This window comes from Exiguobacterium sp. U13-1, assembly GCF_001750115.1.
Taxonomy (GTDB): Bacteria; Bacillota; Bacilli; order Exiguobacteriales; family Exiguobacteriaceae; genus Exiguobacterium_A; species Exiguobacterium_A acetylicum.
Genome location: NZ_CP015731.1, coordinates 1,400,374 through 1,418,727, shown reverse-complemented (window position 1 = coordinate 1,418,727; position 18,354 = coordinate 1,400,374). Strand labels below are relative to the sequence as shown.

The window sequence follows — 18,354 nt, the reverse complement described above, 5'->3', positions numbered from 1 at the left end:
TAAGTTCCTCCTCAGATTGTTTGTTTTACTTTTTTCGTCTGTTGAGCATTTAAAAGCGCAAAGGCTAGTGAGTACATTTTTGCTTCTGCTGTATCGGCACGGCTTGTCAATACGACCGGAGCCCGTGCCCCGACGAGAATCGCCGCAACCGAAGCATGTGCGAAATACATGAGTGATTTGTAGATGACGTTCCCGACTTCGATTTGCGGAACGACGAGTAAATCCGCCTGACCTGCTACGTCTCCCGTTAACCCTTTTTGCTGGGCAGCGACGAGATTCACGGCATTGTCAAGCGCGAGTGGTCCGTCTACAAGGCAATCCTTGATTTGACCACGTCGGTTCATCTGTGTTAAAAGTGCTGCATCAATCGTCGCCTGCATCGTCGGATTGACGACTTCGACGGCTGCTAAGACTGCGACTTTCGGTAAGCCGTATCCGAGAGCACGTAAGGCGGAGACACCGTTTTCGATGATCTTCACCTTGTCTTCGAGTGACGGTTGGATATGAATCGCTGCGTCGGTTAATCCAATCGCTGATTCACGCCCTGGTACTTCGAACAACGCGACATGCGACAGGACATTTCCTGAACGCAGACCTGTTTCTTTGTTTAAGACGGCTTTCATGAACGTTGCTGTTGGAACAAGTCCTTTCATCAAGACGCTCGCATCCCCTTTGCGAACGGCATGAGCAGCACGTTCTGCCGCTTCTTGTGATGTAGAGGTATGGGTAATCACGAATTGTGACTCCCGTAATGCCCGTTTTTGAATCATCTGCTGAATCCGTGTCGCATCCCCGAACAAATGAAAACGCGCTAAATCGTTCTCAATTGCTAATGCGACAGCATCCATCACTTCTTCGTCATCCGCAGCTGCAATCGCAACGACGGAATCTTCGAGTCGAGCTGCCTGCTCGACCATTTCACTGAATCTCACCGTATTCCCCCCTCACCTGTCATACATAAATAGTAATAGCAATTTTCGTGCCAATTCAAAAGAGACGGTAGGATAAGCAAGAACGTCTTTAATTTTGCACGCTTTTGCATTTTTTGCAATATATTGCACGCAAAAATTTGCGCTTTACGAATAGATGTTAAATCGTTCCACTTTGTAATAAAGTGCCCGGAGAGAAATTCCGAGTTGTTTCGCCGCTTCTGTTTTGTTGCCATTAAAGGCAGTAAGCGCTTCCCGAATTAACCGTTCTTCGACGTGGGACATCTCGTCTGATAAATGTTTGATTTCCTTTTTCTGTCTTGTCGCAACTTTTGTTGTTTGTGGCACGACAAGCTGAAGATGACCTTTTCGTAAGACCGTTTCTGTTTTATCTGTAAAAATCAACGCGCGACCGATGACATTTTCAAGCTCGCGGACATTTCCTTTCCACGGTTGCTTCTTCATTGCTTCGAGTACATCATCCGATATCCGTCCGACCGATCGCCCATAACTTTGATTCAATTTACGGAGTAAGTGTAAGGTCAATGGCGCGATATCATCCGGACGCTCACGTAGTGCCGGTATGTGAATCGGTAAACGATTAATCCGGTAGTAGAGATCTTCTCGGAACTCATTCATGATGATCTTCTGCTCCAGATTCGCATTCGTCGCCGCGATGATCCGGACATCGACCGGAATGGCCTTCGTACCACCGACGCGAACGACTTCATTTTCCTGTAACACCCGTAACAGTTTGGCTTGGACGTCGAGTGGCAGTTCGCCGATCTCATCTAAGAACAGCGAACCCCCGTGTGCTTCTTCGAAGTATCCACGCTTACCACCACGTCGCGCTCCTGAGAACGCGCCTTCCTCGTACCCGAATAGTTCACTTTCGAGTAACGTCGGTGCGATTGCCGCACAATTGACGCGGACGAATTGTTCATATTTACGTTCGCTCGCTGCATGGATCGCATGCGCGAACAGTTCCTTGCCGGTTCCGGATTCACCGCGAATCAAGACATTGACTGGCATCGTTGCCGCAAGTTTCGCTTGATCGACGACGAAGCGCATCGCTTCACTCTCGGCGATGATATCATCGAATGTATATTTGGCTTCGAGCGTCCGGATTTTTTGTCGCGCTGCCTTCAATTCTTTGGCGAGTGCCTTCATTTCCGAGATATCCCGAATGACCCCAACGGAACCACGGACTTGTCCATCGACAATGACGGGTGCCGCGTTGACGATGATATCGCGTTGATCTTGCCCAATCTTCATGCGAACATCTCGAACGTTCTCGCCCGTATTCAAGACTTTCAAATGAACGGATTCCTGCATTCCGATATCGGCACTTGCCGGTTTTCCGACGACGTCTCGCTCCGTGAAACCGGTCATGCGCGTATAGGCTGGATTGATCAGCATCGTCTGTCCGTCTTGATCGGCGACGGAGATTGCTTCGCTCGTACAATGAATGATCGCTTCGAGCATTTTCTCTTTTTCAGTCAATCGCTCGAGCAACACTCTGACGAATTCCCCCGGTAAGACCGCCGCTCCCGGAAAATCATGAATCAATTGCTCAAGTACGCCATTTTCTCCTGTAGCGTCAATGATGAAATCGACATCCGCCCCTTCGAAAGCTGACCAGCTCGTTTCGATCCGAATGTCCGCACGCCGTGCAAGCGCCACCCCAGGCGCATCCATGTTTGGATCGACAAGACCAATGACCGTTAATAATGGTGAACGTTGAAACGCATGCAGGACTTCTGTTCCCCCTTGACCAGCCCCGACGACGAGTAGATGATGCATATGAATTCCCCCTTTGAAACTGCTTACATTTCTATCGTACTCGGAATAAAATAGGGAAGCAAACCCGATTCGCAGAACGATCGATTTTTTGATACAATACGCTTGGAAAGGAGTGGCGTCCTATGCGTATCATTGGTTTGCTCTCATTATTAATCCCCGGCATCATCGGCGCGATTGGTATTAAGCTCATGCGTGATAGTGTTTTTCTAATTGCACAAGTGCCGTTTAAATACTTAGGCGATGCGGCTTACGTATATGTATTGCAAGGTCTCGTTGGTTTGATTCTTGCGATGGGTGGCATTGGATTTGTCGCAGGATATGTTTTTTATCGCGATCGAAAACGTGGAAAAGTCTCCGACCGCTATCAAAAAAAATAAACACAGAAAAAGGTCCCCATCTCTTGAACTCATTTCAAGCGCGGGACCTTTTACTCATATAAAATTGGTTTCACTTACGGATGAACTCCTCTCATAGTTAGAACTATTCGTGTACTCCAAAACCTTAGGTGTTCCTCTTAATGAAGAGGTAGAAAGAAATCAGATCTGGCTATCGGGCTAACGATAGAATGGTGTTTCAGTTCCATCATCTGACTGTACTCGGGACCTAGGTGGAGCATAATGTCATCCGCTTGAAGCAGTCAAACATTCGGTTGCTAACAATCACTGCTAGACAACACTCCTTTTCACGAACTGTACTTTTCATTTTAGACGATCCGTTACCTTCCACTTTTCCCTAGCTTCGAAATCATGGAAGCTCCCATTCATTCGAGATTTCTCATCTAGAATGAACAAGATACCTTGGTACGACTTCTACCAAGAGAATGTCGTCCGGCATTCTTGAGCCATTTACAGTTGGCGTTCTGAGATGATGTTCGTCAACAGGATTTCCGGAGTCCTTATCGACTCGACGTTCATCTGACGTCTTGCCAAATCATTTGGTACCTTTATTATAACAAACATTTCAGTTTATGCAATATTTATTTGCAAGCGCTTTTATATATTTTTAGCTTTACGGTATGCTATAAGCAGATCGTAATCGAGAGGAGACCTTTCATGCGAAAAATCATCGTATTCGAACATCTATCGTTAGACGGTGTCATTCAAGCACCGAGCGGAAAGAATGAGGATGTGAGCAACGACTTCGAACAAGGGGGATGGACTGCTCCATTTCAACATCCTGAGATTGGTCAGGTCATCCGTGAATGGATGCAAGAGGATTGCTCCCTGTTACTCGGTCGCAAGACATACGAGCAATGGTCGAGTTACTGGCCACTCCACCCAGATATCTGGCCAGTTGCTGATCATGCCATGAAGTATGTTGCTACGCGTCATACACCACCTATTCTTTGGCAGCCGACGACTTATTTGAATCAACCAACTTCTGAACTAACACGCTTGAAACAACAGGACGGACCACCACTTCACGTCTGGGGGAGTAGTCAACTCGTTCATACGCTTTATCAAGCCGATCTGATCGATGAACTTCGATTGATCCTCTATCCCGTCATCATTGGTTCTGGTAAACGTCTATTTCCCGACAACGGAATGACGCCCATCACTTGGAATGTCACGAAACGACACACGTTTGATAACGGCGTATTGATCGCTTGCTATGAACGGGATAGGAACTAAAAACACACCGTCTATCATTCAGACGGTGTGTTTCCTTTAACCAGATTGTTCTTGATTCATATGACTCGAAACATACGAGATGAATTCTGAGTTCTTCGGACTTTTCTCTTGTTCGATTCGGCCATTGAAGAGCTCGTGCTGTTGCATCCCTTCGTTCCAGGCGGACTTGATGGCGTGACGCATCGCTCGTTCGACACGAGAAGCCGTCGTTTGGTGTTTCTTCGCGATCGTCGGATAGAGTTCCTTTGTGATCAATCCGAGTAAATCTTCCCGTTCAAGCACCATTAAGACAGCGTCCTTCAAATACGTGAAGCCTTTAATATGCGGAGCAATCCCCACTTCTCGAAGTGTCGTACCGACTTTTAAATCAATCGTTTCGACGATCGGTGCTTGTCCTTGATTCGTCACGAGACGAATTTTTTGAACGAGCTGATCCATGCTGAACGGTTTAAGTAAGAAGTACGATGCTCCGAGGGTGACCGCCTGTTGCGAGACCTCGTCTTTACCGAAGGCACTCAACATGATGACAGCAGGGTTCTTCTTTTTCTTCATCAATTCTTCGAGAACACCAAGCCCATCTAAATGAGGCATGATGATGTCGAGGAGCAATACATCCACTTCGTGTTCTTTCATGCGTTCGAGACAACTCTCGCCATTGTAGGCGACGCAAACGACTTCCATGTCTTCTTGCGCAGAGATATGCTGGCGAATCAGTTCGACCATTTCGCGATTATCATCTGCTATCCCGACTTTAATCAATCCTTACACCCCATTTTTAAGCGATTCTTTCATCGTCTTCGCCTGATCCATCAATTCCTCGGCATGGCGTAACGTCAAATCCGTCATATGTGCACCGGAAATCATCCGTCCAAGTTCGTTTCCTCGGTCTGACTGAGACAAGACATTGACCTGTGTCGTCGTACGATCCGTCTCTTCAATCTTCCGAATATAGAGATGTTGATCAGCCATCGAAGCGACTTGCGGTAAGTGCGTAATACAGAGTACTTGTCCGTCTACTGACAAACGATAGATTTTTTCAGCCATCGCTTGTGCGACACGACCCGATACTCCTGTATCGACTTCATCGAAAATGATCGAAGCGACTCCAACCGAGCGCGAGAAGATTGACTTCAATCCGAGCATGATACGAGATAACTCCCCGCCCGATGCGACTTTTCCGAGCGACTTGAATGGCTCTCCCGCATTCGTCATGATGAAGAACTCGACTTGGTCGATCCCGTTCTTGCGTAGCATCGGTGTCTTCCCGTCTTGAAGAAAACGAATTTCAAACCGTGCTTTCTCCATGTAGAGCTCACGCAATTCCAGATGAATCGCTTCGCTTAATTGAACTGCCGCTTTTCGACGCTGTTGCGAGAGTCGACCACCTATATCAAACAATTCGCCTTCGAGCTGTTCGACTTCAGCTTTTAATCGTTCAATCCGTTCATCTCGATTCGTCATCGTATCGAGTTCAACTCGAATCTTCTCCCCATACGCGATGACTTCCTCGATTGTCGCCCCGTATTTTCGTTTCAGCTGTTGAAAGACCGATAGACGTTGTTCGATCTCATCGAGTCGATTGGAATCAAACTCAAGTGTTTCGAGTTGATCTCGAATCGCATATCCGACTTCTTCAAGTCCATAAAAAGCGCTTGCGATCGCGTCACTCTGCTGCGAAAACTGTTCATCGATGCTTGATGCTTGCTGTAATTCACGCATCGCGTCTCCAACAGAGTCGATGCCGCGCATCTCATCATGCAAAGCATCATACGCTGTCTTTAACGATGCATATAACTTCTCGAAATTCGCGAGACGATTTCGTTCGACGAGCAACTCATCTTCCTCATGTGCTCGAAGTTTTGCGCCTTCAATCTCTTCTGTCTGAAACGATAGTAGATCGATCCGTTGAGCGAGTTCTTGCTCACTTTGCGCGAGCGATTGCAGCGCCGTCCGTTTTTCTTCATACGCTTGATAACCGGATTGATAGGCTTGAAGGAGCGGCGCAATCGTCTCTTGCGCGAAGTCATCGAGAATCGCTTGATGATACGTACTGTCCATTAAATGCTGATGTTCATGTTGCCCGTGCATGTCGACGAGGACACGCCCGAACTCACGTAAGATCGTCAGTGTGACCAGCTTATTGTTGACGCGACAGACACTTTTCCCGGTCGCGAACAGATCACGTCGTAAGATGATCAATCCATCTTCGATATCGATACCATACTCTTCTGCAAGACCATAGACGAGATGGTCGTCTTCAATCAGAAACAATCCTTCTAGTTCCGCCCGATCTTCCCCGTATCGAACGAATTCCGCGGATCCACGTCCACCAATCAATAAACCGATCGCGTCGAGAACGATCGATTTACCGGCACCTGTTTCCCCAGTCAAGACGGTCATTCCTTTTTTAAAGTCGATCTGTAGCTCGTCAATGATCGCAAATTGTTTGATCGATAATTCAGCTAGCATCCTGTCAACTCCTTACAGCATTTCTAAAATTCGTTCGGTCACTTCTTTCGCTTGTTCCTCACTTCGTGCGATCAATAGGATCGTATCGTCCCCACACACCGTGCCAAGCAGTTCGTTCCAGCTCAAATGGTCCAGTAAGACGGCGACTGCGTTCGCATTTCCCGGCAGGACATGCATGACAATCAGATTTTGAGCAGAATCAATCGAGATGAAGCTGTCACCGAGCAGACGCCGCAATTTCCCGAGTGGGTTGAAGCGTTGGTCAGCGGGTAAGCTGTATTTATAACGTCCATCATTCAACGGAACCTTAACGAGATGAAGTTCCTTGATATCTCGTGATACCGTTGCCTGTGTCACCTTATATCCTGCATTCCGTAATTCCTCTACCAATTCATCTTGGGTTTCTACTTCCGACTGGGTGATGATCTCCCGAATCTTAATCAACCGTTGCCCCTTTGTCATTCCTGCACCTCACAGTATTCTTCGATGTTACTATTGTAATCCAATAAATCATTAAAAGTCCACGTTTGCCATTTTATTATACGGTTTTCGTCGCTCCGAACAACAATGAGGACGGACCCATGAACCGGATCCGTCCTCGTTTTCATCTGTTCGTTTAAAGACTAGCATGTGCTTGCTTGACTGTCTCTGTCGCATGGACAGATGGATCAAGTCCTGGTTGACCAAGGCGCGCATGCAATAAGAACTCGATGTTCCCCTCTCCACCGGTAATCGGCGAATAGTCGAGCTGTTTCACATAGAACCCTTGTTGAATGAAGAATTCAACCATCTCATCGAGGACGCGGACATGAATCCGTTCATCCCGCACGATGCCTTTTTTACCGATATCATCACGCCCCGCTTCGAATTGCGGTTTGACGAGCGCCATGACATCTCCTCCTTCGACGAGGATCGTCTTCAGAGGTGGAAGCATCAACCGTAACGAGATGAATGAGACATCAATCGTCGCAAACTGTGGCGCAACAGGGAACATATCTGGTGTTGCGTGCCGAAAGTTCGTTTTCTCCATCACCGTCACACGATCATCCGAACGAAGCTTCCAGTCCAGCTGATTGGAACCGACATCAAGCGCATACATATGCGCTGCTCCATTTTGTAAGGAGCAATCGGTAAAGCCACCTGTTGACGATCCAATATCGAGACCTGTTTTACCAGCGACATCGAAATCGAATACTTGAAGTGCCTTTTCCATCTTGAAGCCTCCACGACCGACATAAGGCATCAACTGACCTTTAACATGCAGGTCGATGTCCGACTTGACCTTCTCACCAGCCTTCTCTAATCGTTCCGTTCCGCTAAAGACAAGTCCAGCCATGATCGATCGTTTCGCTTTTTCACGCGTTTCAAACAAACCGCGCTCGACGAGAAGAACGTCGAGGCGGATTTTTTTACATTTTCCATGAATCGTCACACACTCTGTTTCTTCCCTTGATTGACGAAAGCGCGTATTTCTTCTGCGATTTGTCCAGGTAATAATCCGATTTCTTCAAGTAATTCGTTGACACCGCCGTGCTCGATATACCAATCCGGAATACCGAAGCGTTTGACGCGTGGGAATGCTTCCTGCTCGTTCGCATGCTCAAGGACAGCTGATCCGAATCCACCTTTTAAGACGGCTTCTTCGAGCGTCACGAGTGGAATGCCTTCTGCGTAAAGAGCATTCAGCATCTTCTCATCAAGCGGTTTGATCGTCCGAGCATTGATGACACGAACCGACAGTTCGTCTGCTAGGAGATCCGCGATTTTGAGTGCATCTTGTACTTGTGGTCCGAATGCAAGGATCGCGACGTCCGTTCCTTCGCGTTCGACTTCCCATGTATCAAGCGAAATTTCATGCAATGTCTCGTCCATTGGTACACCGATACCTTCTCCACGTGGGAAACGAACGGCGATTGGTCCTTCATATTTGACGGCTGAATAGAGCAAGTGTTGCAGTTCGTTCTCATCCTTCGCCATGACGATTCGAATGTTCGGTACGTGACGCATGAAAGCGATATCGAAGACCCCTTGATGTGTCTCACCATCTGCACCAACGAGACCTGACCGGTCAATCGTAAACGTCACATCTAGATTTTGACGAGCCACGTCGTGAACAAGCTGATCGTATGCACGTTGGAAGAAGGTCGAGTAGATCGATACGACAGGTTTCATGCCTTGCGTCGCTTGACCAGCTGCGAACGTCACTGCATGTTGTTCTGCAATCCCGACGTCAAACATCCGCTCTGGGAATTCTTTTTCAAAACAATCGAGTTTTGAACCGACGCTCATCGCTGGCGTGATCAACGTCAGCTTTTCATCATCGCGTGCCATCTTTGTTAAAGTATCCGCTACCGTAAAGGAGTAACTAGGTGCTTTTGATTTCCCTTTGATGACTTCGCCAGACTCCATCTTGTACGGTCCAAGACCATGCCATGTGCCGACACCATCGAACTCTGCCGGACGATAGCCTTTCCCTTTTTTCGTGATGACATGAAGCAGGACAGGACCTTCTTCTTTTTTCACGTAATTGAGCTGTTCGATTAAATCATCAAGATCGTGCCCATCGACTGGACCATAATAGTTGAAGCCGAGCTCTTCAAAGAACATGCCAGGAACAAGTGCGCCTTTAACAGCTTCCTTCAACTTCTCGCTTCCTTTTTCAAGACGTCCGCCAATGACCGGAATCTTTTTGATCAACGTTTCAAGCTCGTCTTGGGCAAAACGCACTTTACGTGATGAACGAATTCGTCCAAGCATTTGATGCATCGCCCCAACGTTTGGTGCAATCGACATCTCGTTATCGTTCAAGATGACGATGACGTTTTGTTGTTCTGCTCCAATATGATTCAATGCTTCGAGTGCCATACCACCTGTCAAAGCACCGTCACCAATGATCGCGACTGCACGATCACTCTTACCGCTCAGTTCGTTCGAAACAGCAATCCCCATTGCTGCTGACAAGGACGTCGAGCTGTGTCCTGTCTCCCAGACGTCATGCACACTCTCATTGCGTTTCGGGAACCCACAGAGTCCTTTGTGCTGACGGAGCGTATCAAACTGGCTCGCACGTCCTGTCAAAATCTTATGCACGTATGCTTGGTGCCCGACATCCCAGACGAACTTGTCATTCGGACTGTCGAATTCACGATGCAACGCAAGCGTCAACTCGACGACACCGAGGTTCGGTGCCAAGTGTCCACCTGTCGTCGCTAATTCTTCAATCAAAAAGCGTCGAATATCGCCTGCGAGTACTTCGAGTTCGGAGACCGACATACGCTTTAAAAATGACGGATCCTGTATTTCTGTCAATTTCATACCTTACCGCCTCTTTTCCTTACAATCTTATAGGGTTTGTACCCTACATTGTACTAGAACAATCTATCGAGCGCCATTGTCAGCATAGAAAAAGACGACGCAGATGCGTCGTCCTGCTTAATGGTCGCGCTTGACCACGAAGTCGAGCAGTTCCTTAAGTGTCGTCGCTTCGACTGATAATGCATCAATCGCTTGTTCCGCTGCTTCCACCTGAGCTGTCAGTGCGCGTTTCGCTCCTTCAAGACCCAGTAATTTTGGATACGTTGCTTTTTCGTTCCCTTCGTCGCTACCGACCGGTTTGCCGATTTTTTCAGCATCTCCCGTCACGTCCAAGATGTCATCTTGAATTTGGAATGCGATTCCGAGATGGCGACCGTATTGCTTCAAGTGATCAAGATCGCTCGAGCTGACCGAAGCAAGCAATCCACCCGCTTCGACTGCAAAGACGAGGAGTGCTCCTGTTTTCCGACGGTGAATCGACTCAAGCTCCGCTACGTCATTGATGCCGCCGCGCTCTCCAAGCATATCGTCGAGTTGACCTCCGACCATACCTGTAGCACCTGCTGCTGCTGACAACCGTTCGACAAGAGCAAGCTTCACTTCTGGCGAAGCCGGTGTCTCAAGAAGACAGCTGAAGGCGTTCGTGAGCAAGGCATCTCCTGCTAAAATCGCTGTCGCTTCATCAAAAGCGATATGATTCGTCGGACGCCCTCGACGCAGATCATCATCGTCCATTGCTGGAAGGTCATCATGAATCAGTGAGTATGTATGAATCATCTCGAGTGCCGCAGCAGTCGCGTCACCTTTTGCACGGTCGATCGAAAAAGCATCGAGTACCGCATAAATCAAGGCTGGTCGAATTCGTTTCCCACCCGCATCGAGTGAATACCGCATCGAATCGCGTAAACGATCCGGTGCGTCGAGTCGCTCCATGAACTCTTCCATTTTGTTTTCGACTTGTGTCTTCCACTCATTCAAAGCAATCATTGCGCTCCTCCTTTTTCCCGAAGCGTACCATCTTGCTCCAGGATTTGATCGAGTTTTTTCTCAGCAACGGATAACTTCCCTTGGCAAAGAGCCGTCAGTTTGACGCCTTCTTCATATAGAGCCATCGCTTGTTCAAGAGGAGCTTCGCCCTCTTCGAGTAACGTGACGATTTCTTCTAATCGTTCCAGTGCTTCTTCAAAAGATTGTTCCGTCTCCATTCTTACTCCCCATCCTCTCGTTTAGCACGAATCGTTCCATCATGGAATCGGATATCGAACGAAGACGCTGTCAATGCCTTCGCGGAACGGACGATTTGTCCATCCTGTTCGACATACGTATAGCCGCGCATCAGAACATGCGTCGGACTGACGGAGTCGAGTCGCGCGAGCACATGACGCACCTGTTGTTGCTTCGATTGCAAGAGTCGACGAACGATTTCGAGTCGACGTCGTGATTGTTCAATCGTCGCCCGTTGTTGCACGAAGCGATCCCGCATCGGCACACGCATTAAGCGTGTGTCAAGACGCTCCACCTGTTGCTGGTGTTGCGCTATTACTTGCTTGATCTCCTTTTGGAGTGACATTTCTGCTCGGTCCAATTGTTCCTGCTTCAGTCCGAGTAGGACGCGTGGTGATTTCAGACCGTAGCTCGCCGCAAGCCGTGTCACTTGCTCCTGTTTGCTTTTGAGAAGTTGTGCATAGGTTCGTTCTAAACGACGCTTCACATCCTGCACCCGTCGAGTGAGTGCCTCTGCTTCCGGAGTGACAAGTTCTGCCGCTGCCGTTGGTGTAGCAGCACGAACGTCGGCGACGAAATCACTGATTGTAAAATCCGTTTCGTGACCGACAGCAGAGACGATCGGAATGCGTGATTCAAACACGGCTGTCACGACAGACATCTCATTGAATGCCCACAGCTCCTCAATCGAACCACCACCACGACCAATGATCAACACATCACAGGCAGCATGCTCATTCATCAGCTGAATGGCACGGCTGATTTGTGGTGCCGCATCCGCTCCTTGTACAAGGACCGGGGCGAAGACGATGGCCGCTTGCGGATAACGGCGCCGGAGTGTCGTTGCGATGTCATGAAGCGCCGCTCCTTTTGGAGATGTAATGATTCCGATGCGTTCCGGAAAAGCTGGCAACGGCTGTTTGATTGCTGGATCAAACCAACCACGCTCTTCTAGATCCATCTTCAAGCGTGAGAACGCCTCATACAGCGCTCCTACACCGTCTTCCGTCATCCGTTCGACATAGAGTTGCATCTCTCCAGAAGAGACGTAGACGGATAAGCGTGCCGTAACGACAACACGCATCCCATCGCGAACGTCTGCTTTGACGCGACTCGCATCCCGGGCAAACATGACGGCTTTCATCCGTGATTGCTCATCCTTCAACGTAAAATAAAGGTGACCGGAAGAGTGTCGTTTAAAATTCGACACTTCTCCCACCACCTGGACTTGTTGCAGAAGGGCATCGCCTTCTAGTTCACGTTTGACATAGTGGACTAAATCGGAAACGTGAAGAGGTTCGCTCATCGCGCAGCCTCAATCGTATTATGCAGTAGCATCGTGATCGTCATCGGACCAACGCCACCCGGAACAGGTGTGATCATCGATGCAACATCTTGTACTGTATCAAACTCGACATCACCGACGAGTTTGCCATCGACACGGTTGACACCAACATCAATGACGACAGCATCCGGTTTCACCATATCCGCAGTAATCAGCTTCGGTACACCGACTGCGACGATCAAGATATCCGCTTGACGCGTCATCGCACCGAGGTCTTTCGTTTTTGAATGACAATAGGAAACGGTAGCCGATTCATTCAAGAACAACATACCAACGGGTTTACCGACGATTTGGCTACGACCGACGACAACGACGTGTTGACCGGCAATCGGTACGTTCATCTCTTTGACAAGATGAAGAATGCCGTTTGGTGTACACGGTAAAAATGTCGGTTCACCAATCATCATTTTCCCGACAGAGACAGGATGAAATCCATCGACGTCCTTTTCAGGAGAAATCGCAAAAATGACTTTGCTCTCATCAATATGGTCAGGCAACGGCAATTGGACGAGAATCCCATGGACACTCGCATCAACATTCAGACGTTCGATCAAGTGAAGAAGCTCTGATTCCGTTGTTTCTGCCCGAAGTCGGATCAACTCCGAATCCATGCCGATTTCCTTCGCCGCCTTTTCTTTACCACGTACATAGGACTGACTAGCAGGATCTTCGCCAATCAGGATGACAGTCAATTGCGGTTGAATCCGCTGTTCTTTCAGACGTGCGACTTCTTCTTTCAGCTTCATACGATATGAATGGGCTACCTGTTTTCCATCGATTACTACTGCCATGATTTGTCCACTCCCCCAAAAAGTTCGATTCACTCTTCTGTCTGTTTGTCTCTATTCGGTTTTACAGGTTTATGAATTTTCTTTGACGACGCCTTGTGCGACTTTACCAAGAACACCGTTGACGATTTTCGTCGCTTCTTCATCTGCGAACGCTTTCGTCAATTCAATCGCTTCGTTGATCGTCACTCGAACAGGAATGTTCGTTTCGAACAATAATTCGTAGACGGCTAAGCGAAGAATCGTCCGCTCGATGTTTCCGAGTCGTTCGAATGACCAGTTGACGAGTGCTTCACGAATGTGCTGATCAATCGTTGCTTTGTTTGTTTCGACGCCATTCACCAATTGCTCGACGAATGTGTCATATTCCTTACCTTCTACCGCGAATTCAATGGCCTCTTGTGCAGTCAGATCCGAAAGCTCCATTTGGAACAAAGATTGGACTGCGAGTTCGCGTGCCATGTGTCGTTTCATCATGATTTTGCGTGCTCCTTTTTTTGTCGTTCTCAATCAGTTAGTTTAGCACATTCCTCTTTTAAAAAACATAGAGAACGTCAAAAAAAGACGGGAGTTCGTCGCACAAACTCCCGTCCTGATTCAGTTAACGATCGTACCTTTTAGCTCACGCTCTGCGAATTTCGTCGTGAACGTACCACGTCGGAATACCGGGTGACTAAGAACACGTTCGTGGAACGGGATCGTCGTTTTGACACCTTCGATCCAAAATTCAGCCAGTGCACGTTCCATCTTCGCACATGCTTCTTCCCGTGTTTCCGCATGGACGATCAACTTCGCGACCATCGAGTCATAGTAAGGCGGAATCATGTACCCCGGATAGACCGCGCTATCGATACGTACGCCCATTCCGCCTGGTGTCACGTATTGTGTGACACGTCCAGCAGACGGACGGAAATCATGGTCTGGATCCTCGGCATTGATCCGGCATTCGATCGAATGACCGTGGAACTTGATATCCTTTTGTTTGACGGCAAGCGGATGATCAAGCGCCACTTGCAATTGCGCTTGAACGAGGTCGAACCCAGTGATCATTTCCGTTACCGGGTGTTCGACTTGAATGCGCGTATTCATCTCCATGAAGAAGAATTCTTCGGTCTCTTCGACAAAAATGAATTCGATCGTTCCTGCTCCCGTGTACTGAATCGCTTTTGCGGCTTTTACGGCAGCCTCACCCATCTTCAATCGTGTCGCTTCACTGACCGCAGGTGACGGCGCTTCCTCGATCAGTTTTTGCATCCGACGCTGGACGGTACAATCCCGTTCACCAAGGTGAATGACATTCCCGTGTCGGTCAGCGAGGACTTGTACCTCGACATGGCGGAATTCTTCGATGAAGCGTTCTAAATAGACATCCCCGTTTCCGAAAGCTTGTTTTGCTTCACGACGTGTCTCACTTAGCCCGTTGATCAGCTCTTCTTCCGAACGAGCGACCCGAATCCCTTTACCTCCACCACCGGCTGTTGCTTTGATGATGACTGGATAACCAATTTCTTGCGCCAGTGCGACCGCTTCTTCGTCCGTGACCGTTCCATCCGAACCCGGCACGACAGGCACTCCACACTCGATCATCGTCTTCTTCGCGACGTCCTTGATCCCCATCTGACGGATCGCATCCGACGTCGGACCAACGAACTTGATTCCGCACGCTTCACACATCTCAGCAAAATCAACGTTCTCGGCTAAGAAACCATAACCCGGATGGATCATCGTCACTTGACGGTTCGTTGCGATCGCGAGGATATTCGTAACATTTAAGTAGGATGAAGCAGAACTCGCCTCACCGATGCAGTACGCCTCGTCGGCTAAACGAACGTGTAAGGCTTCCTTATCCGCCGTCGAGTAGACAGCAACGGTTTGTATTCCAAGTTCTTTTGCCGCTCGAATGATGCGGACGGCGATTTCTCCACGGTTGGCAATCAATAATTTTTCCATGCTGTTCACCCCCGTTTACGGACGGATCCGGAAGAGTGGTTGACCAAATTCAACGAGATCTCCATCGGCGACAAGAATCTCGACGACCGTTCCAGATACTTCCGAGTTTAAGTTATTGAAGAGCTTCATTGCTTCAAGGACACAAACGATCTGACCTACTTCAATCTGATCACCGACTTTGACGTATGCCGGTTTATCCGGATTCGGACGCGAATAGAACGTTCCGACCATCAAGGCATTGATCGTGACCGTATCATCCGCAGTCGCCTCTTCCTCGACTGGAGCCGCTGCTTGCTTCACTGGAGCAGGAGCCGCTACTGGAGCAGCAGGTGCTTGGTGCGAGACCGTCACTGTTTCTCCTTGTTTCTTCAACTTCAATTTATACGTATCCGTCTCGAGTGAGAGTTCATTTACACTCGACTGATCGAGCATTTCGAGTACTTGTTTCAACTGATCGATTTTCATCTGTCATTCTTCCCCCATCTATGCTGTATTCACAATTATTATACCAGGTGCTAATGCCTACTCAAATACTTATATTAACTGGTCATACCATTGGATGCAAGTCAAGCTGGATGAAAAAAAGACGTCTCTCGACCTGATAGAAGGTGAGAGACGTCTTGTCGTTTCAATATTATCCGTTGTAACGACCTGTGAAATCACCTGTACGTGTATCAACCGTTACTTTTTCTCCTGCTTCGATGAAGAGTGGTACTTGAATGATGTGACCCGTCTCCACTGTCGCGTTTTTCTTGACGTTCGAAGCTGTATCACCCTTAACGCCAGGCTCTGCTTCGACGATCGTCATGACGACTGTGTTCGGTAATTCAAGACCGAGGATTTCGCCGTTGTAAACCGCGATTTGAACTTCCATGTTTTCAAGCAAGTATGGAAGAGCTGCTTCGACTTGTGCCGTCGTCAATTCCAATTGCTCATACGATTCTGTGTCCATGAAGACGTAAGTCTCACCCATTGGGTAAAGGTATTGCATCTTGTTACGCTCGATGTGTGCACGCTCGACACGCTCACCACCACGGAATGTCATCTCTTGGATGTTTCCGTTACGGATGTTACGCATTTTCGTCCGAACGAAAGCAGCCCCTTTACCTGGTTTAACATGTTGGAATTCAAGTACTTGCCAAATCATACCGTCTGAAGTTTTAATCGTTAATCCTGTTTTTAAATCGTTTACTGATACCATGAATGGTTCCTCCTAAAATGTCCCGTCACTCTGAATTAGAGAGTGATCAGTTCTTTTGGTGAAGACGAAAGAATTTCTCGACCTGTTTCCGTGATCAAGACGTCATCTTCAATCCGGCATCCGCCAACTTGCGGCACGTAGATACCTGGTTCGACCGTAACGATCATGCCCGGTTCAAGTTTCGTCTCAGAGCGGAACGACAAGCCAGGTCCTTCATGTACTTCTAGACCAATACCGTGTCCCGTCGAGTGACCGAAGTACTCACCGTAACCTGCTTCTTTGATGATATCACGTGTCAACGCGTCCGCTTCGATTCCAGTGATACCTGGTTTTAAGCCATCGACACCCGCTAGTTGCGCTTGTAAGACTGTATCGTAGATCTTCTGCAATTCGGCATTGATCGGACCGACTGCGACAGTCCGTGTGATATCTGAAACATAACCGTTCAAGAGCGCTCCGAAATCAAGCGTCACGAGCTCACCCGTCGCAATGACTTTCGAGCTGGCAACACCGTGCGGCAAGGCAGAACGATGGCCTGACGCCACGATCGTATCGAAAGAAGAAGACGTCGCTCCATGCTTGCGCATGAAGAATTCTAGTTCATTTGATACTTCAAGTTCTGTTCGTCCTGGTTGAATGTACGTCAAGATGTGTTGGAAGGTCGCGTCTGCGAGCTCCACCGCTTCCTTAATCATCTTAATCTCTGACGAATCCTTAATCAAGCGTAGGTTTTCAATGATTCCTGTCGTCGGAACAAGCTCGATTGCCGAAGCTTGATCGTACGCTTCAAAAGCACCGAGTGTCATCGCATCCTTTTCGACACCAACCGCGCGAACACGCGCTCCTGCCATCAATTCGCCCATCGTCTCTGGAATCGACCGTTCGATTTGGACGATCTCCATTCCTTTAACTTGGTCTGCCGCTTGCTCCGTGTAACGGAAATCCGTCACGAAGTACGCTTGCTCTTCTGTTACGAGACATGCACCACTTGAACCCGTGAAGCCGGAAATGTAACGAATGTTCTCTGCTTTCGTGACGAGTAATCCTGGAAGGTCCCGTTCCTTTAAAGCTGCTTGTAACGCCTCGATCCGTTGTTTCATGATTGATTTCCCCCTTGTTCCGATTGTTGTAAAGCTTGAAGTGCTTCCGTTGCCAGACGATATCCCGTCATGCCAAGTCCAGCAATGACGCCTTGACAGACGGATGCGATCATCGAATGATGACGGAAGGATTCACGTGCATGGACATTCGATAGATGGACCTCGATGACGGGTGCTTCGATCGCAGCGATCGCGTCACGTAACGCGATACTCGTATGCGTATAGGCAGCCGCATTGAAGACGATGCCGTCCGCTCCCCGTTCCTCGTGAAGAACATCAATCAGTCGTCCTTCATGGTTCGATTGTTCAAACCGAAACTGAATGTTCGGAAAATAAGCGCGAAGGTCGTGTTCTAAGTCGGCTAATGTCGCCGTTCCATATGTATCCGGTTCGCGTGTTCCGAGTAAATTCAAGTTTGGTCCGTTTAATATCAAGACACGCAAAAAAACACCTCCTCGAATTCCTTTTCATTGTATCATAACCCGATTTCCGACTCCTAAAGATTACCTCGTTTTGACGAGTCGAACATAGTTTTTTTAGCGTAAATCAAGTACACTGACGATACACCTAATTTTAATGAAGACGGGATGCGTTCTATT

19 protein-coding genes are annotated in these 18,354 nt (G+C 48.3%); 2 read left to right on the top strand and 17 right to left on the bottom strand.

The genetic code is table 11. From position 1 onward, the window contains the following. Nucleotides 1–11: 11 nt before the first annotated feature. Together yqiS and ESP131_RS07205 are read right to left on the bottom strand one after the other, a co-directional pair. Complete coding sequence (yqiS, locus tag ESP131_RS07210) at nt 12–932, bottom strand: phosphate butyryltransferase (protein ID WP_029341108.1); 921 nt, start codon at nt 930–932, stop codon at nt 12–14. 144 nt (nt 933–1,076) lie between these two features. Further along, the gene (locus tag ESP131_RS07205; RefSeq protein ID WP_029341107.1) at nt 1,077–2,732 is read right to left on the bottom strand and encodes a sigma-54-dependent Fis family transcriptional regulator; all 1,656 of its coding nucleotides are present in this window, start codon (nt 2,730–2,732) and stop codon (nt 1,077–1,079) included. Between the two features lie 122 nt (nt 2,733–2,854). Here ESP131_RS07205 and ESP131_RS07200 point away from each other — a divergent pair, with 122 nt between their 5' ends. Together ESP131_RS07200 and ESP131_RS07195 are read left to right on the top strand one after the other, a co-directional pair. Beyond that, nucleotides 2,855–3,109, top strand: a complete 255-nt coding sequence (locus ESP131_RS07200; protein ID WP_023467590.1) for a DUF2627 family protein — start codon at nt 2,855–2,857, stop codon at nt 3,107–3,109. Nucleotides 3,110–3,784: 675 nt separating this feature from the next. Further along, a complete protein-coding gene (locus tag ESP131_RS07195; RefSeq protein WP_029341106.1) occupies nt 3,785–4,363 on the top strand; it encodes a dihydrofolate reductase family protein in 579 nt (192 codons plus the stop codon). Nucleotides 4,364–4,399: 36 nt separating this feature from the next. Here ESP131_RS07195 and spo0A read toward each other — a convergent pair whose 3' ends face one another. The 15 genes from spo0A to aroQ all read right to left on the bottom strand — a co-directional run bounded on the left by spo0A (nt 4,400) and on the right by aroQ (nt 18,198). Then, nucleotides 4,400–5,122, bottom strand: coding sequence for a sporulation transcription factor Spo0A (spo0A, locus tag ESP131_RS07190; protein ID WP_035398295.1), 723 nt, complete (start codon nt 5,120–5,122; stop codon nt 4,400–4,402). Between the two features lie 3 nt (nt 5,123–5,125). Then, the gene (gene recN / locus ESP131_RS07185) at nt 5,126–6,832 is read right to left on the bottom strand and encodes a DNA repair protein RecN (protein ID WP_029341101.1); all 1,707 of its coding nucleotides are present in this window, start codon (nt 6,830–6,832) and stop codon (nt 5,126–5,128) included. Nucleotides 6,833–6,844: 12 nt separating this feature from the next. After that, nucleotides 6,845–7,294: a transcriptional regulator AhrC/ArgR gene (gene ahrC, locus ESP131_RS07180; protein WP_023467586.1), complete on the bottom strand. Its 450-nt coding sequence runs from the start codon at nt 7,292–7,294 to the stop codon at nt 6,845–6,847. A 154-nt stretch (nt 7,295–7,448) separates the two neighbouring features. Next, nucleotides 7,449–8,258, bottom strand: coding sequence for a TlyA family RNA methyltransferase (locus ESP131_RS07175; protein WP_156772524.1), 810 nt, complete (start codon nt 8,256–8,258; stop codon nt 7,449–7,451). A 2-nt stretch (nt 8,259–8,260) separates the two neighbouring features. After that, nucleotides 8,261–10,147, bottom strand: a complete 1,887-nt coding sequence (gene dxs / locus ESP131_RS07170) for a 1-deoxy-D-xylulose-5-phosphate synthase (protein WP_047396476.1) — start codon at nt 10,145–10,147, stop codon at nt 8,261–8,263. 117 nt (nt 10,148–10,264) lie between these two features. Next, complete coding sequence (locus ESP131_RS07165; protein ID WP_029341097.1) at nt 10,265–11,134, bottom strand: polyprenyl synthetase family protein; 870 nt, start codon at nt 11,132–11,134, stop codon at nt 10,265–10,267. Further along, nucleotides 11,131–11,352, bottom strand: a complete 222-nt coding sequence (xseB, locus tag ESP131_RS07160; RefSeq protein ID WP_023467583.1) for an exodeoxyribonuclease VII small subunit — start codon at nt 11,350–11,352, stop codon at nt 11,131–11,133. Before xseB ends, ESP131_RS07165 begins: the two co-directional genes overlap by 4 nt. A 2-nt stretch (nt 11,353–11,354) precedes the next feature. Next, complete coding sequence (xseA, locus tag ESP131_RS07155) at nt 11,355–12,677, bottom strand: exodeoxyribonuclease VII large subunit (RefSeq protein ID WP_029341096.1); 1,323 nt, start codon at nt 12,675–12,677, stop codon at nt 11,355–11,357. Next, the gene (folD, locus tag ESP131_RS07150; protein ID WP_081834682.1) at nt 12,674–13,507 is read right to left on the bottom strand and encodes a bifunctional methylenetetrahydrofolate dehydrogenase/methenyltetrahydrofolate cyclohydrolase FolD; all 834 of its coding nucleotides are present in this window, start codon (nt 13,505–13,507) and stop codon (nt 12,674–12,676) included. Before folD ends, xseA begins: the two co-directional genes overlap by 4 nt. 69 nt (nt 13,508–13,576) lie before the next feature. Then, the gene (nusB, locus tag ESP131_RS07145) at nt 13,577–13,981 is read right to left on the bottom strand and encodes a transcription antitermination factor NusB (protein ID WP_023467580.1); all 405 of its coding nucleotides are present in this window, start codon (nt 13,979–13,981) and stop codon (nt 13,577–13,579) included. Nucleotides 13,982–14,101: 120 nt separating this feature from the next. Beyond that, a complete protein-coding gene (accC, locus tag ESP131_RS07140; protein WP_035409099.1) occupies nt 14,102–15,454 on the bottom strand; it encodes an acetyl-CoA carboxylase biotin carboxylase subunit in 1,353 nt (450 codons plus the stop codon). Nucleotides 15,455–15,469: 15 nt separating this feature from the next. Continuing rightward, nucleotides 15,470–15,919, bottom strand: a complete 450-nt coding sequence (gene accB, locus ESP131_RS07135) for an acetyl-CoA carboxylase biotin carboxyl carrier protein (RefSeq protein WP_029341092.1) — start codon at nt 15,917–15,919, stop codon at nt 15,470–15,472. A 169-nt stretch (nt 15,920–16,088) separates the two neighbouring features. Then, the gene (efp, locus tag ESP131_RS07130; protein WP_023467577.1) at nt 16,089–16,655 is read right to left on the bottom strand and encodes an elongation factor P; all 567 of its coding nucleotides are present in this window, start codon (nt 16,653–16,655) and stop codon (nt 16,089–16,091) included. 35 nt (nt 16,656–16,690) lie between these two features. After that, nucleotides 16,691–17,755: a M24 family metallopeptidase gene (locus ESP131_RS07125; RefSeq protein WP_029341091.1), complete on the bottom strand. Its 1,065-nt coding sequence runs from the start codon at nt 17,753–17,755 to the stop codon at nt 16,691–16,693. Further along, nucleotides 17,752–18,198 (bottom strand): type II 3-dehydroquinate dehydratase, encoded by a 447-nt coding sequence (aroQ, locus tag ESP131_RS07120; protein ID WP_029341090.1) that lies wholly within the window; start codon nt 18,196–18,198, stop codon nt 17,752–17,754. The genes ESP131_RS07125 and aroQ overlap by 4 nt, the downstream gene beginning before the upstream one ends. Nucleotides 18,199–18,354: the final 156 nt, after the last annotated feature.